At 60.6% G+C, this 14,380-nt stretch carries 11 protein-coding genes; 8 read left to right on the top strand and 3 right to left on the bottom strand.

Annotation, left to right across the window (positions count from 1 at the left end):
• Nucleotides 1–82: 82 nt before the first annotated feature.
• The 5 genes from WDZ78_RS19850 to WDZ78_RS19830 all read left to right on the top strand — a co-directional run bounded on the left by WDZ78_RS19850 (nt 83) and on the right by WDZ78_RS19830 (nt 7,186).
• Nucleotides 83–562 (top strand): formate dehydrogenase subunit gamma, encoded by a 480-nt coding sequence (locus WDZ78_RS19850; RefSeq protein WP_425673987.1) that lies wholly within the window; start codon nt 83–85, stop codon nt 560–562.
• A complete protein-coding gene (locus tag WDZ78_RS19845; RefSeq protein WP_425673986.1) occupies nt 559–2,115 on the top strand; it encodes a formate dehydrogenase beta subunit in 1,557 nt (518 codons plus the stop codon). Before WDZ78_RS19850 ends, WDZ78_RS19845 begins: the two co-directional genes overlap by 4 nt.
• 4 nt (nt 2,116–2,119) lie before the next feature.
• Nucleotides 2,120–5,002: a formate dehydrogenase subunit alpha gene (fdhF, locus tag WDZ78_RS19840; protein WP_020009861.1), complete on the top strand. Its 2,883-nt coding sequence runs from the start codon at nt 2,120–2,122 to the stop codon at nt 5,000–5,002.
• Between the two features lie 71 nt (nt 5,003–5,073).
• A complete protein-coding gene (locus tag WDZ78_RS19835) occupies nt 5,074–5,418 on the top strand; it encodes a formate dehydrogenase subunit delta (RefSeq protein ID WP_003505676.1) in 345 nt (114 codons plus the stop codon).
• A gap of 115 nt (nt 5,419–5,533) precedes the next feature.
• Nucleotides 5,534–7,186: an OFA family MFS transporter gene (locus tag WDZ78_RS19830; protein WP_425673985.1), complete on the top strand. Its 1,653-nt coding sequence runs from the start codon at nt 5,534–5,536 to the stop codon at nt 7,184–7,186.
• A gap of 112 nt (nt 7,187–7,298) precedes the next feature.
• Here the strand turns inward: WDZ78_RS19830 and WDZ78_RS19825 are convergent, their stop codons facing one another.
• Genes WDZ78_RS19825 through WDZ78_RS19815 form a run of 3 tightly spaced genes read right to left on the bottom strand, consistent with a single transcriptional unit; the run spans nt 7,299 to nt 9,880 of the window.
• Nucleotides 7,299–8,195: a dihydrodipicolinate synthase family protein gene (locus tag WDZ78_RS19825; protein WP_425673984.1), complete on the bottom strand. Its 897-nt coding sequence runs from the start codon at nt 8,193–8,195 to the stop codon at nt 7,299–7,301.
• A 29-nt stretch (nt 8,196–8,224) separates the two neighbouring features.
• Nucleotides 8,225–9,106 carry an SMP-30/gluconolactonase/LRE family protein gene (locus WDZ78_RS19820; RefSeq protein ID WP_425673983.1) on the bottom strand — a complete coding sequence of 294 codons (882 nt, stop codon included), beginning with the start codon at nt 9,104–9,106 and terminating at the stop codon, nt 8,225–8,227.
• A 54-nt stretch (nt 9,107–9,160) separates the two neighbouring features.
• A complete protein-coding gene (locus WDZ78_RS19815) occupies nt 9,161–9,880 on the bottom strand; it encodes a FadR/GntR family transcriptional regulator (protein ID WP_020009865.1) in 720 nt (239 codons plus the stop codon).
• Between the two features lie 301 nt (nt 9,881–10,181).
• On the opposite strand from WDZ78_RS19815, the gene WDZ78_RS19810 reads away from it, so the two are divergent.
• From WDZ78_RS19810 to WDZ78_RS19800, 3 genes are all read left to right on the top strand, one after another.
• Nucleotides 10,182–12,131 (top strand): ABC transporter substrate-binding protein, encoded by a 1,950-nt coding sequence (locus tag WDZ78_RS19810; RefSeq protein ID WP_425673982.1) that lies wholly within the window; start codon nt 10,182–10,184, stop codon nt 12,129–12,131.
• A 121-nt stretch (nt 12,132–12,252) separates the two neighbouring features.
• Nucleotides 12,253–13,239, top strand: coding sequence for an ABC transporter permease (locus WDZ78_RS19805; RefSeq protein WP_003505682.1), 987 nt, complete (start codon nt 12,253–12,255; stop codon nt 13,237–13,239).
• 9 nt (nt 13,240–13,248) lie between these two features.
• A complete protein-coding gene (locus WDZ78_RS19800; protein ID WP_425673981.1) occupies nt 13,249–14,373 on the top strand; it encodes an ABC transporter permease in 1,125 nt (374 codons plus the stop codon).
• The last annotated feature ends 7 nt before the right edge of the window (nt 14,374–14,380 follow it).

Below are 14,380 nucleotides of genomic sequence, written 5' to 3'. Positions count from 1 at the left end.
CAAACGATGCAGGGGCTGCGAAGGGATTTCACCATATCCCGCTCATCATTCCTTGCCCCCGTCGGTTTGGGAGGACTGGCTTATGAATATCAGAGTGGTTGCCGCAGATGAGGCGGCCGGTGTTTCCGCCGTCATTGACGAACATCTCCACCTGGAGGGGCCGCTGCTGCCCATTCTGCACGCGGTGCAGGAAGAATTCGGCTACATCCCGGAAAGCGCCAAACAGATCATCGCATCCGCGCTGAACATCTCACGCGCGGAAGTCCATGGCGTCATAACCTTCTATCCCGATTTTCGCGATCATCCGCCCGGCCGGCATGTCTTAAAGCTCTGTCGCGCCGAGGCCTGCCAGTCGATGGGTGGCGAGCCTCTTGCGGACACCATCAAGACCCGGCTCGGCCTCGACTGGCACGAAACCGCCGCTGACGGCTCTGTCACGCTTGAACCCGTCTTCTGCCTCGGGCTTTGCGCTCAGGCGCCGGCCCTGATGCTGGACGACGAAGTCCATGCCCGCCTTGACGAGGACTGTCTTGGCGACATTCTGGCGGAGGCGCGCCGATGAGTGTCACCGTTTTTATTCCCGGCGATTCCGCCGCGCTGGCCGTTGGCGCAAACCGTGTGGCCGAAGCGGTCAGCCGCGAGGCGACCAGCCGCAATCTCGATGTGCATATTGTCCGCAACGGTTCGCGCGGCATGCTCTGGCTTGAAGTGCTTGTGGAAGTGCGCACCGAGCATGGCCGTATTGCCTACGGGCCGGTCAAGGCCAGCGACGTTGCTTCGCTCTTCGATGCAGGATTTCTCACCGGCGGCGGGCATCGTCTCTGTCTTGGATTGACGAAGGATATTCCGTTCCTGAAAAGCCAGACGCGTCTCACATTTGCGCGTTGTGGCGTCACCGATCCGCTGTCGCTTGAGGATTATCGCGCCTATCAGGGCATGAAGGGCCTCGAAAAGGCCGTCGCCATGGCGCCGCTGGAGATTGTTGCCGAGGTGACCGAGAGCGGCCTGCGCGGACGTGGCGGCGCGGGTTTCCCGACGGGTATCAAATGGAAGACCGTTGCGGATGCGGTCGCCGACCAGAAATACATCGTCTGCAATGCGGATGAGGGCGATAGCGGCACCTTCGCCGACCGCATGATCATGGAGGGTGATCCCTTCGTATTGGTCGAAGGCATGGCGATTGCCGGCCTCGCCGTCGGCGCGACGAAAGGTTTCATCTATACGCGCTCGGAATATCCTTACGCCATCAAGGTCATGCAGCAGGCGATCGAGATCGCCCGGCGCGAGGGTATTCTCGGCCCGTCCGTGCTCGGCTCCGGTCGCGCCTTCGACATGGAAGTGCGCATGGGCGCTGGCGCTTATGTCTGCGGCGAGGAAACCTCGCTTCTGAACAGTCTGGAAGGTAAACGCGGAACTGTTCGCGCCAAACCGCCGCTGCCTGCCCTGCAGGGCCTGTTCGGCAAGCCCACCGTCGTCAACAATGTGATTTCGCTCGCCTCCATTCCGGTCATCATGGATCGCGGCGCGGCGTTTTATCGTGATTTCGGCGTCGGTCGCTCGCATGGCACCATCCCGATCCAGCTTGCCGGAAACATCAAACATGGCGGGCTTTATGAGACCGCCTTCGGCCTGCCGCTCGGACAGCTGGTCAATGATATCGGCGGCGGCACGATCACCGGCCGCCCCGTCAAGGCGGTGCAGGTGGGTGGTCCGCTCGGCGCCTATTTCCCGGTTTCCTTATTCGACACGACCTTCGACTACGAGGCCTTCACCGCCGCCGGTGGCCTGATCGGCCATGCGGGTATCGTGGTTTTCGATGACACGGCCGATATGCTCCGCCAGGCGCGGTTTGCGCTTGAATTCTGCGCGGTTGAAAGTTGCGGCAAGTGCACGCCCTGCCGTATCGGCTCGACGCGCGGCGTCGAGACGGTGGACAAGATCGCGCTCGGCATCGAGCGGGAGAAAAACACCGCACTCCTCGAAGACCTCTGCGAAACCATGAAATTCGGTTCGCTCTGTGCGCTCGGCGGCTTCACGCCCTATCCCGTGATGAGCGCGCTCCGGCATTTCCCGGCTGATTTTGCCCCCATCCCACGTGTTGAAGCGGCGGAGTAAGACCATGGCCCTTGTGACAGAATTCGACTATGGAACCCCCAAATCCCTCGCGACCGACATGGTGACGCTCACCATCGACGGACGTCAGGTAACCGTTCCGGCCGGAACGTCGATCATGCGCGCCTCGCGTGAAGCGGGCATCGATGTTCCCAAGCTCTGCGCTACCGATATGGTGGATGCCTTCGGCTCCTGCCGTCTCTGTCTTATCGAGGTGGAGGGCCGTAACGGCACCCCCGCCTCCTGCACCACGCCGGTCGCTGCCGGTCTCGTCGTGCACACGCAGACGGAGCGGCTGAAGCAGATCCGCAAGGGCGTGATGGAGCTTTATATCTCCGATCACCCGCTCGACTGTCTGACCTGCGCCGCCAATGGCGATTGCGAGTTGCAGGATATGGCGGGTGCCGTTGGCCTGCGCGATGTACGTTACGGTTATGAAGGCGACAACCACGTCAAGGCCCGCGGCGGTGATGGTGATCTCAATGCCCGCTGGATGCCGAAAGACGAAAGCAATCCCTATTTCACCTATGATCCTTCCAAATGCATCGTCTGTTCCCGCTGCGTGCGCGCCTGCGAGGAAGTGCAGGGCACCTTCGCGCTGACGATCGAAGGGCGCGGTTTTGAAAGCCGCGTCTCGCCCGGCGCGCATGAGGCGTTCCTTGATTCCGATTGCGTTTCCTGCGGCGCCTGCGTGCAGGCCTGTCCGACGGCGACGCTTACCGAAAAATCGGTGATCGAGATTGGCCAGCCGGAACATTCCATGGTCACGACCTGCGCCTATTGCGGTGTGGGCTGCTCCTTCAAGGCGGAAATGCGCGGTGAAGAACTGGTGCGCATGGTGCCGTGGAAGGACGGGCAGGCCAATCGCGGCCATTCCTGCGTCAAGGGCCGTTTTGCCTATGGTTACGCCACCCACAGGGACCGCATTCTCAACCCGATGATCCGTGAAAAGATCAGCGATCCATGGCGGGAAGTCACGTGGGAGGAGGCCTTCTCTCACGTTGCCTCGGAGTTCCGGCGTATCCAGGGGCAATATGGCCGGGAATCCATCGGCGGTATCACCTCGTCCCGCTGCACGAATGAAGAAACCTTCCTCGTCCAGAAGCTCATCCGCGCCGGCTTCGGTAATAACAACGTTGATACCTGCGCCCGCGTCTGCCATTCGCCGACGGGTTATGGTCTCGGTCAGGCTTTCGGCACCTCCGCCGGCACGCAGAATTTCGACAGCGTCGAGCAGTCCGATGTCGTGCTTGTGATCGGCGCCAATCCGACGGATGGCCACCCTGTTTTCGGCTCGCGGCTGAAGAAGCGGCTGCGTCAGGGCGCAAAACTCATCGTCATCGATCCGCGCCGCATCGATCTCGTGCGTACGCCGCATGTAGAGGCCGCTTTCCATCTGCCGTTGCTTCCGGGAACCAATGTTGCCGTGCTGACGGCACTGGCGCATGTGATCGTCACGGAAGGGCTGTTCAACGAGGCCTTCATCCGCGAGCGCTGCGACTGGTCGGAATTCGAGGACTGGGCGGCTTTCGTGGCCGAGCCGCAGCACAGCCCGGAAGAGACGGAACGTTTCACGGGCGTTCCGGCGGAAGATCTGCGTGGTGCTGCCCGGCTTTATGCCAAGGGCGGCAATGGCGCGATTTATTATGGTCTCGGTGTCACCGAACACAGCCAGGGTTCGACCACCGTCATGGCGATCGCCAATCTGGCCATGGCGACCGGCAACATTGGTCGTCCGGGCGTGGGCGTCAATCCGCTGCGCGGCCAGAACAATGTGCAGGGCTCCTGCGACATGGGGTCTTTCCCACACGAGCTTCCGGGCTACCGGCATATTTCAGACGATGCGACGCGCGACGTCTTCGAGAAACTCTGGGGCGTGAAACTCAACAACGAGCCGGGGCTGCGTATCCCCAATATGCTCGATGCGGCAGTGGATGGCAGCTTCAAGGGCATCTACATTCAGGGCGAGGATATTCTGCAATCCGACCCGGACACGAAACATGTGTCCGCCGGTCTCGCCGCCATGGAATGTGTCGTGGTACATGACCTCTTCCTGAACGAGACGGCGAATTATGCCCATGTGTTCCTGCCGGGTTCCACCTTCCTTGAAAAGGATGGCACCTTCACCAATGCCGAGCGCCGTATCAACCGGGTGCGCAAGGTCATGTCGCCGAAGAACGGTTATGCCGACTGGGAAGTGACGCAGAAGCTGGCGCAAGCCATGGGTCTTGCGTGGAATTACGCCCATCCGTCCGAGATCATGGATGAGATCGCGGCAACGACGCCGAGCTTTGCCAGTGTTTCCTACGCCTATCTGGAAGAAAAAGGCTCGGTGCAGTGGCCCTGCAACGAGAAGTTCCCTGACGGTTCGCCGATCATGCATGTGGACGGTTTCGTGCGTGGCAAGGGCAAGTTCATCCGAACGGAATATGTGGCGACGGATGAGCGCACCGGGCCGCGTTTCCCGCTGCTGCTCACCACCGGCCGCATCCTGTCGCAATACAATGTCGGGGCGCAGACACGGCGCACCGAAAACGTCGTCTGGCACGAGGAGGATCGTCTCGAAATCCATCCGCATGATGCTGAACAGCGCGGCGTGAAGGATGGCGACTGGATCAAGCTCGGCAGCCGGTCTGGAGACACGACGCTGAGAGCGCTGATCACCGACCGTGTGGCGCCGGGTGTGGTCTATACGACCTTCCACCACCCCGGCACGCAGGCAAATGTCATCACCACCGACTTCTCCGACTGGGCCACCAACTGTCCCGAATACAAGGTGACCGCCGTGCAGGTCTCGCCCTCCAACGGGCCGACCGAGTGGCAGGAGGAATATGATGCGCTTGGCCGCCGTGCACGGCGCATCGCCGGCAAGCTCGAAGCGGCGGAATAAGGAGGGCCGGGTGCGCCCGGCCTTGTCACACACAGAGGCGTCGGCTGACGGTTGGCGCGGGGGAATAGGTCATGTTGCTCAACCACACCGATGAAAAGCTGGTGAGAATGGCGAACCAGATCGCGACATTTTTTCTGTCGCAGCCGGAAGATATTCGCATCAACGGTGTCGCCACGCACATCAACAAGTTCTGGGAGCCGCGCATGCGACGCCGGTTCTTCGAGATGGTGGATGCCGGGGCCGGTGATTTTCTGCCGCTTGTGCTTGCTGCGTCGAAGGAGATCAAGCGGCCCGGTGATCCGGCAGCCGATGCGGTTGGTCTCGGCGGTGATGCGAAGGGCGCTCCGGGCGGGAAGGGCGCAATTGCGGGTGAGTCCCTTTCCGAGCCGAGCATACCCGAAAACACGGGGGCGTGAGCGGCACGACCACAATTCAGACTTTCCGCCGGACAGGAGGACGTCCGGCAATATCGATGTTCGCCTGGCGGGGCGAATTTGAGATGTCCAGACATTCACGAGGGAGGTAATGTCAATGGCAGTAGCAGACGCAACGGCGGGAGAGGCGGCGCAAGCCGGGTTTTTGGACCGCGAACGAATAATCGCAAGACCGGGTTTCAATCGCTGGCTGGTGCCCCCGGCGGCCCTTGCCATTCATCTATGCATCGGCATGGCCTATGGCTTCAGCGTGTTCTGGCTACCGCTGTCGAAGGCGTTGCCGGCGACGGACCCCAGCTGCTCCAGCCTTACCCTTCTGGGCGCGCTGTTCACCACCGAGTGCAACTGGCGCGTGGCCGATCTCGGCTGGATCTATACGCTCTTCTTCGTTCTTCTTGGCTGCTCGGCGGCCATTTGGGGCGGCTGGCTGGAAAGAGTGGGGCCGCGCAAGGCCGGTTTCGTTTCCGCCTGCTGCTGGTGCGGCGGCATTCTGGTGGCGGCGGTCGGCGTCATGACCCATCAGCTATGGCTGATGTGGCTGGGCGCTGGCGTCATCGGCGGCGTCGGGCTCGGCCTTGGCTATATTTCGCCCGTATCGACGCTCATCAAATGGTTTCCGGACCGTCGCGGCATGGCGACAGGCATGGCCATCATGGGCTTCGGCGGCGGGGCGATGATCGGCGCGCCGCTCGCCAATCTTCTGATGAACAGCTTCAAGACGGATGTTTCGGTCGGTGTCTGGCAGACCTTCGTCGTCATGGCCCTGATCTATTTCGTCTTCATGATGGCGGGCGCCTTCGGTTACCGCATTCCGCCATCGGGCTGGCGTCCGGAAGGCTGGACGGCGCCTTCCGCCAAAAGCGCCATGATAACCCATCGCCATGTGCATCTGCGCGACGCGCACAAGACGCCGCAGTTCTGGCTCATCTGGGCGGTGCTGTGCCTCAATGTATCGGCCGGTATCGGCGTCATCGGCATGGCCTCGCCCATGTTGCAGGAAATCTTCGCCGGTTCGCTGATCGGCCTGCCTGGCGTGGGTTTTGCGGACCTTGACGCCGGGCAGAAGGCGCAGATTGCGGCGATTGCTGCCGGTTTCACCGGCCTGCTTTCGCTGTTCAACATCGGCGGACGTTTCTTCTGGGCGTCGATGTCCGACAAGATCGGCCGCAAGAACACTTATTTCTGCTTCTTCATTCTCGGCATCGTTCTTTATGCGCTGGCGCCGACGCTGGCGACGATGGGTAACAAGGCGCTGTTCGTTCTGGCCTTCGGCATCATCCTGTCCATGTATGGCGGTGGTTTTGCGACCATTCCCGCTTATCTCGCCGATATCTTCGGCACGCAGTTCGTCGGCGCAATCCACGGTCGCCTGCTGACAGCCTGGGCGACTGCCGGCATTGCCGGTCCCGTCGTCGTCAACTACATCCGCGAAGCGCAGATCGCGGCGGGTGTCGCGCCCGGGCCGGCGCTCTACACCAGCACCATGTATATTCTGGCGGGCATGCTGGCGATCGGCCTCGTGGCCAACGCCTTCGTGCGGCCGCTTTCGGACAAGTGGTTCATGTCGGACGCGGAGGTCGCGGCGCTGCAGGCCAAGACGGCGGCAGCCAATGCCGGCCCCACGGGTTCCTTCGGCATCGGACGCGGCGGGCTGGACGCCAAGGCGGCACTAGCCTGGATTGCGGTCGGCATTCCGCTTCTCTGGGGCGTGTGGGTGACCGTGAGGAGCAGTCTGGCTCTGTTCGGCTGAACATCCATGACCCCTTCGGTGGCGCAGGATTGCTGCGCCACCCGCAACGAATATGCCGGCCGATGGCCGGCATGTTACATAAACAAAATGCAGCTTGCCGGTAACTGGTCTGTCAACGCCAGCTGGCGAGCAGCCCCTCAAGCGTCTTGCGATCCTGTTCGTCCAGACGGGCAAGTCCTGGCGCTCGAACCGGGCCAACCCTGAGGCCAAGGATTTCCATGGCTTCCTTCACCACTGTCACGTTTGCGCCGTTGCGATAGCGCGTCCGCAGCCGCTCGAAGAGTTCGATCTTTTCAACGACCTTCCTTGCCGCTGAAAAATCGCCTGACGTCAGGGCCTCATGAACCTCAAGCGAGAATTGCGGAGCCACGTTGACGAGGCCGGATGTGAAGCCGCGGGCGCCCACTGCCGAAAAGGCGGGCGCCCAGCTTTCCGCGAGGCCGCAGACATAGAGCGCGCCCTTCTGATCGGAAGCGGCTATCGCACGCGACAGAAGCATGATGTCGGTCGTTGCGAATTTGATGCCAGCGACATTCGGATGGCTGGCAAGCCTCACCATGTCATCGACCGAAAAACCATCGGCGCGGACATAGGCAACCAGCGGCAGTTCGCTGCCGTCAGCCAGACCGATGAAATAGTCGATCTGCGACTGAGGCGCTGCAAAGGGGTCGACCGGCTGATGGGACATGACGGCGGATGCGCCCATCTCCCTTGCCTGACGCGCCATGGCGAGAGCCTCGCGCTGCGAGCGTCCAATCGCCGCCGTCACCGGGGCTTTGCCATCAACACCTTTTATCGCGGCTTCGTAGACCCTGAGAATCTCGGCCGGTGTCAGAGCGTAGAATTCGCCGGTATTGCCGGCTGCAACGATGTTGTGGATGCCCGCCCTTGCAACGCGGGCATAGACCTCTGTCGTGACACCAATATCGACGTCCCCGCCTGCCTCATAGGCTGTTACGGGAACGCCGGAGATGCCGTGCAGAGCCTGGCGAAAATCAAATGTCGTCATCAACTGGTTTCCTCAAGATGAAAGCGTCTTCAGATGGAAAACTTGTGTACGGCTGCCCCCGCAACGGGCGCATCAAAGGCAACAAGCGTGCCCGGCGTGGCAATTCCGTTAGTCTCTGTGACGAGACTTGTGAGATAGATCGTTTTGAGATCAGGACCGCCGAAACACGGCATGGTCGGCCCCCTGAACGGCAGCCTGTAAATCTCAAACAGTTCGCCATCCGGTGAAAAACGGTTGAGACGTCCGGCCTGAACGCCGGCGCTCCAGTAACAGCCGTCGCAATCGGTCGCCGCGCCATCCGGCCTGCCTTCGTCCGGTGCGAAATCGTGAAGACGTTCGGCCGGCCCGAGCCGGCCCGTCGCGACATCGAAATCGAACGCCTGATACATGAGACCGCTGCTGTCGGAATGATACATGCGCCTGCCATCCGGGCTCCAGGCGAGCCCGTTAGAGGTGAACATGTCGCCATCGATGATGCGCTCTACGCCGCCATCCGGCGCGACGCGATAGAGGCGTGCATTGCCCGTCTGTATCGCGGCCTCGTCGCGGGTCCCCACCCAGAAATGGCCGTCCGGGCCAACCTTCCCGTCGTTGAGGCGGCTGTCAGGCCGCCCTTCGTCAGGGTCGCACAGAAGTTCGAGTTTTCCGGTCGCGGGATCAAGAAGATGCACGCCGGTCTTGAGACCCGCCACGATCAGGCCATTGTCGCAAAGACCGAGACATCCCACCTGGGCGGGCATATCATATCTGTCGAGTTTTCCGCCCGGACGCAGGCAGAAAATGGCGGGGGCGAGAATATCGACGAACCACAGATTGCCGGTCCGCTCATCCCATGCCGGCGATTCTCCAACCTTCAACGGCGTATCGATAAGGGAGCGGAGTTTTGGCTCTATGATGCGCGGCTGGCTCACTGATTATTCTCCATCGCCCTATAGGGCCTCATCCTTCGAATTGCGGAAACGGTTCTAGCTGCCGACGCCCTGAAACATGCGGGCGCGCGCCTTGAGGATGTGGTCTTTCATCGCGTCATGCGCGGCCTGCTCCTGCCGCGCAAAGATTGCTTCCACGATTGCCGTATGCTCGTTCTGCACCTCGCGCACATGTTGCGGCGTGCGCTTGAGGCTGAGGCTGCGTGTCACCGACTGGCCGATCGCGAAATGCGGCTTGAACCAGATCCGCACGGTGATGTGGAACTGGTTATGGCTCGCTTTGGCAATGGCTTCGTGCAGGGCAAAGTCTTCCTCCGCACCGAGATCGTTGCGCTCCAGACATTGTTCCAGCGCTGCAATGGCCTGCTCGATGCGGGTTTTGTCGGCGGCCTGCCAGTTGCGCGCCGCAAGTTCGGCCGCCGAAGATTCAAGGCCGGACCGGAATTCGAAAAACCGCTGCACGTCTGCAAGCGAACCGACAGGCACCTGTTGCAACACGGACGAATCAGGCTGCTGGCGCACATAGGAGCCCGATCCCTTCTGGGAGACGATGAGGCCATCGTTCCGCAGCCGTTCCAGGGCTTCGCGCACGACCGGCCGGGAGGCGCCGAACAACGACGCCAGATTCTGTTCCGATGGCAGCCGTTCGTTCACGGGAAACCGCCCGTCGGAAATCATGCCGATGATTTTTTCGTAGATGATGTCGCTCAGCCGAGTCTCGCCTCGAGCGGCGGCAGATGCGGTTTGATTGTCCATCAGCAGCCCTTCCGTTGCAAATCGCTGAAGTTAATGGGTTTCCTGCATTTCAATCGCAACAGAAATACCGGGGTTTTTGTGAGCGAGAGGGCTGTTGTACCGATTTTTTCTTCAAGCCGGATCCTGAAAACCGGTCTACGAATAAAAAATATGTAAAAATCTGTCAATACTTGTAATCATCTGAAAACGCTCATATGGTCTGCCACTGCCGGTGGAGGATCGGCGTGCTGGCTGGCCGGGAGGGCTGTCGCGGTACGGTGAAAACCGTTTCGCTGCCGGTGATTTTTTGGGAGGATTGTCGATGCGCGATGGCGAAGCATTTTCACTGGGCGTAACGCGCCGAACCTTTATGGCGGGGCTTGGCGGCGTGGCCGCCCTTTCCGTCATCGGGACCTCGGCGCGGGCTGCTGCCGGCAAGCAGGCGCCGCAACTGGAGGCGCTGGTAAAGGACGGCAAATTGCCGCCCCTGGCCGAGCGTCTGCCGAAAAACCCGATGGTGGTGACACCGCACGAGAAAATCGGCTCCTATGGCGGCACCTTGCGTCGCGGCCTGCGCGGTTCGTCGGACCATAACGGCATCCTGCGCATGGTCGGCAATCAGGGGCTGGTTCGCTGGAACATGGACTTCACCGAGGTTCTGCCGAACCTTGCGGTGAAGTGGGAAGTCAACGACGATGCTTCGCAATTCACCTTCCATTTGCTGGAGGGCGCGAAATGGTCTGATGGTCATCCCTTCACGGCGGATGATGTGGTGTTCGCCATCGAGGACTGCATCAAGAACAAGGAACTTTACAGCGCCACACCGGCGCAGCTCTCCGTCGCGGGCAAGGCGGTCGATGTCGAAAAAGTCGATGATTTCACGGTAAAGTTTAAATTCGCAGCGCCGAATGCGCTTTATCTCGAAAATCTCGCCACACCGCTCGGCCAGCATCCGACGCTGTTTCCGAAGCATTATTGCAGCAAGTTCCTGCCGAAATACAACACGGCGCTCGATGCCGATGTGAAGGCTGCTGGTGTCTCCAGCTGGACGGAACTGTTCCGGGCGAAGTGCGGTGATATAGAAATTCCCTCCCGCTGGTCGAATGTCGATAAGCCGACCCTTGATCCGTGGGTGGTGAAGGAACCCTATTCCGGTGGTGCGACACGCGTGGTCATGACCCGCAATCCTTACTTCTGGCAGGTTGATACCGAAGGCAACCAGCTGCCCTATATCGACGAAATCAATTTCGGCATTTCGCAGGATGTCGAATCGCTGATGCTGAACGTCATTTCCGGCAAGATCGACATTCAGGAGCGCCATATCAGCGTTCTCGCCAACAAGCCCACCTTGTCGCAGAACATGAAGAAGGGTGACTACCGCCTGCTGACGCTGGTGCCGTCTGCTTCGCAGCAATGCCAGATCTACCTGAACATCACCCACAAAGACCCGGCGATGCGCAAGATGTTCGCGGACAAGTCGTTCCGCCAGGCATTGTCCATCGCGCTCAACCGGCAGGAAATCATCGACATCGTCTATTTCGGCCAGAGCGAGGGCTATCAGGCCGGGCCGCGACCGACACATCCCTGGTACAATGAAAAGCTGGCGCGGCAATTCACCGAATATGACGCCGACAAGGCGAACGAGCTTCTCGACAAGGCCGGTTACGACAAGAAGAACGGCAACGGCATGCGGTTGCGGCCTGACGGCCAGCCCGTCTTCTTCTCGATCGACGTCATCCCGACGCTCTATCCTGATCTCGTCGATGCGCTGGAACTGGTGAAGGCGCAATGGGCGCAGATCGGCGTCGACATCAAGGTCAACACCATCGAACGCGCGCTTTATTATACACGCGGCGATGACAACGCCCATGATGCCGCCGTCTGGCCCGGCCCCGGTGGTCTCGATCCGATGCTTGATCCGCGCGATTTCTTCGCTTTCCATCCGCAGGGGTCGCGTTACGCCATTCCGTGGGCGCTCTGGTACACCTCGAATGGCCAGAAGGGCGAAGAGCCGCCGGAAAGCCAGAAGAAGCGCTTCAAGCTGTTTGACGAGGCGCGCTCGACGGCCGACCTTGCCAAGCGCGGTGAGAAGATGAAGGAAATCTTCGATATCGCGGCGGAAGAGTTCGAGACGATCGGTCTCTGCCTTGCCGTGGGTGGTTTCGGCATCATCCGCAATAATCTGCGCAATGTGCCGGAAACGGAACCCGACAGCTGGACATGGCCCAACCCCGGCCCGGCGCTGCCGCAACAGTTCACCTTCACAAGCTGATACCACCACATGGGCGTCGCTGCCGTGACGCGGCGACGCCTCTCAGGTTGTTTCGACCATCCGCATCCCGTCTCCTTAATGGAAGGCGGTGCGTATGGCACAATGTGATTGCGAGAGCGACATGCTGCTTTTTATCGTAAAACGCCTGCTGTGGATGATACCGTCCCTGTTTGCCGTCAGTTTCCTTGCCTTTGTCCTGATCCAGCTGCCGCCCGGCGACTATGTGACGACCTATATCGCCACGCTGGCCGCCTCCAACGAGGTCATCGACCACAATACCGCGGCGCAGCTGCGTGAACGTTTCGGCCTCGATGATCCCATGATCGTGCAATATCTGAAGTGGATATGGGGCATCATCAGCCGTGGCGATTTCGGCATTTCGTTCGAGTGGCAGCAGCCGGTTTCAGGCCTCATCTGGGAGCGCATGGCGCTGACGCTGGTTCTCGCCATCGCAAGCCTTCTCGCCACCTGGGCAATTGCACTTCCGATCGGCGTCTTTTCTGCCGTGCGCAAATATTCGATCGGCGATTATCTCTTCACCGCCTTTTCCTTCTTCGGCCTTTCCATACCCTCGTTCCTGCTGGCGCTGGTGCTGATGTATGTGGCGGCGGTGGAGTTCGGGGCCGATGTCGGCGGGTTGTTTTCAGCCGAATATGAAACGGCCTCCTGGAGCATCGCCAAGATGGTTGACCTTATGGCCCATATCTGGCTGCCGGTCGCCATTCTTGCCGTGTCTTCCACCGCGAGCCTCATCCGCGTCATGCGCGCCAACATGCTGGACGAGTTGCCCAAGCCCTATGTGACCACGGCGCGGGCGAAAGGCTTGTCCGAGTTCAAGCTGCTGACGAAATATCCGCTCAGAATTGCGCTCAACCCGTTCATTTCCACCATCGCATGGCTTTTGCCCAATCTTATTTCGGGCTCCGTGGTGGTCGCCATCGTGCTTAATCTGCCAACGGCCGCCCCCCTGCTTTTGCAGTCGTTGATGGCGCAGGACATGTATCTCGCCGGCGCCTTCGTGCTTCTGATCTGCGCGCTGACGCTGATCGGATCGCTTATCAGCGACATCCTGCTTGCGCTGGTCGATCCGCGCATCCGTCTCGAATAGGAGGGCGCCATGAGCGATATCACCATTACCACCAATGCCCGGCAGGACCGCGCCGCCGTCGCCTCGCAGTGGCAGCTCATCTGGTGGGCATTCAAGCGCCACAAGCTGGCCATGGCCGCGCTCTTCATCACCATTGCCATGTATATCGTTGCGCTGGTGCCCGGCTTCTTCGCCATCAACGATCCGGTGCTGCAGAACGCCCGCGCCACCTTCCACCCGCCGCAGCGCGTCCATTTCGTCGATACGACCGAGGGTTTCTCGCTCGGGCTGCATTATTATCCGCTGAAGCTGACCCGTAACCCCGAAACGCTGGCTGCGGTGTTCGTGGAAGATACGGCCAAGAAAATACCGATCCAGCTTTTTGGCAGGGGCTACGAATATTCCGTATTGGGCCTGTTCAATACGAATATCCACCTGCTGGCTTCCACCGACAAGACGCGCCCGCTCTTCCTCTTCGGCGCGGACCGCCTTGGCCGCGATGTCTTCAGCCGCGTGGTGCAGGGTGCGCAGGTTTCCCTGTCGATCGGTCTCGTTGGTGTGTTTTTCTCGCTGCTGCTCGGCGTCGTTCTGGGCGGTATCTCCGGTTATTATGGCGGCCGCATCGATTTCGTCATGCAGCGCGTGATCGATTTCGTGCTGTCGCTGCCCACCATTCCCATCTGGCTGGCGCTGGCCGCCGCCCTGCCGCAGGGCTGGCCTGCCACGCTTCAATATATGATGATCACCATCATCCTGTCCCTGACCGGCTGGGCGCAGCTCGCCCGCGTCGTGCGTGGCCGCTTCCTGTCGCTTAGAACAGAAGAATTCGTGGCCGCGGCGCGGCTGGATGGCGTGCCGGAAGGGCGCATCATCTTCCGCCATATGCTGCCGAGTTTTTCGAGCCATATCATCGCCTCGGTCACGCTTGCGGTTCCGGCGATGATCCTTGCGGAAACCTCGCTCTCCTTCCTCGGTCTCGGCCTCCAGCCGCCGACGATTTCCTGGGGCGTGCTGCTTCGCGAGGCGCAAAACATCCGCTCGATCGCAACCGCGCCGTGGCTGTTCCTGCCGGGCGTCGCTGTTGTCATTGCCGTCATGGCGCTCAATCTGCTCGGTGACGGCCTGCGCGATGCAGCCGATCCCTATAATAAGTGAGGTCCTG

Source organism: Agrobacterium sp. M50-1 (genome assembly GCF_049843495.1).
GTDB lineage: Bacteria > Pseudomonadota > Alphaproteobacteria > Rhizobiales > Rhizobiaceae > Agrobacterium > Agrobacterium radiobacter.
This window is presented reverse-complemented; position numbering and strand designations above follow the sequence as displayed.

What these genes read in the sequence shown, in the direction of transcription:
- WDZ78_RS19850 (WP_425673987.1), top strand. Translation starts at nt 83, where the DNA reads ATGAATATCAGAGTGGTTGCCGCAGATGAGGCGGCCGGTGTTTCCGCC.
- WDZ78_RS19845 (WP_425673986.1), top strand. Translation starts at nt 559, where the DNA reads ATGAGTGTCACCGTTTTTATTCCCGGCGATTCCGCCGCGCTGGCCGTT.
- fdhF (WP_020009861.1), top strand. Translation starts at nt 2,120, where the DNA reads ATGGCCCTTGTGACAGAATTCGACTATGGAACCCCCAAATCCCTCGCG.
- WDZ78_RS19835 (WP_003505676.1), top strand. Translation starts at nt 5,074, where the DNA reads ATGTTGCTCAACCACACCGATGAAAAGCTGGTGAGAATGGCGAACCAG.
- WDZ78_RS19830 (WP_425673985.1), top strand. Translation starts at nt 5,534, where the DNA reads ATGGCAGTAGCAGACGCAACGGCGGGAGAGGCGGCGCAAGCCGGGTTT.
- WDZ78_RS19825 (WP_425673984.1), bottom strand. Translation starts at nt 8,195, where the DNA reads ATGACGACATTTGATTTTCGCCAGGCTCTGCACGGCATCTCCGGCGTT.
- WDZ78_RS19815 (WP_020009865.1), bottom strand. Translation starts at nt 9,880, where the DNA reads ATGGACAATCAAACCGCATCTGCCGCCGCTCGAGGCGAGACTCGGCTG.
- WDZ78_RS19810 (WP_425673982.1), top strand. Translation starts at nt 10,182, where the DNA reads ATGCGCGATGGCGAAGCATTTTCACTGGGCGTAACGCGCCGAACCTTT.
- WDZ78_RS19805 (WP_003505682.1), top strand. Translation starts at nt 12,253, where the DNA reads ATGCTGCTTTTTATCGTAAAACGCCTGCTGTGGATGATACCGTCCCTG.
- WDZ78_RS19800 (WP_425673981.1), top strand. Translation starts at nt 13,249, where the DNA reads ATGAGCGATATCACCATTACCACCAATGCCCGGCAGGACCGCGCCGCC.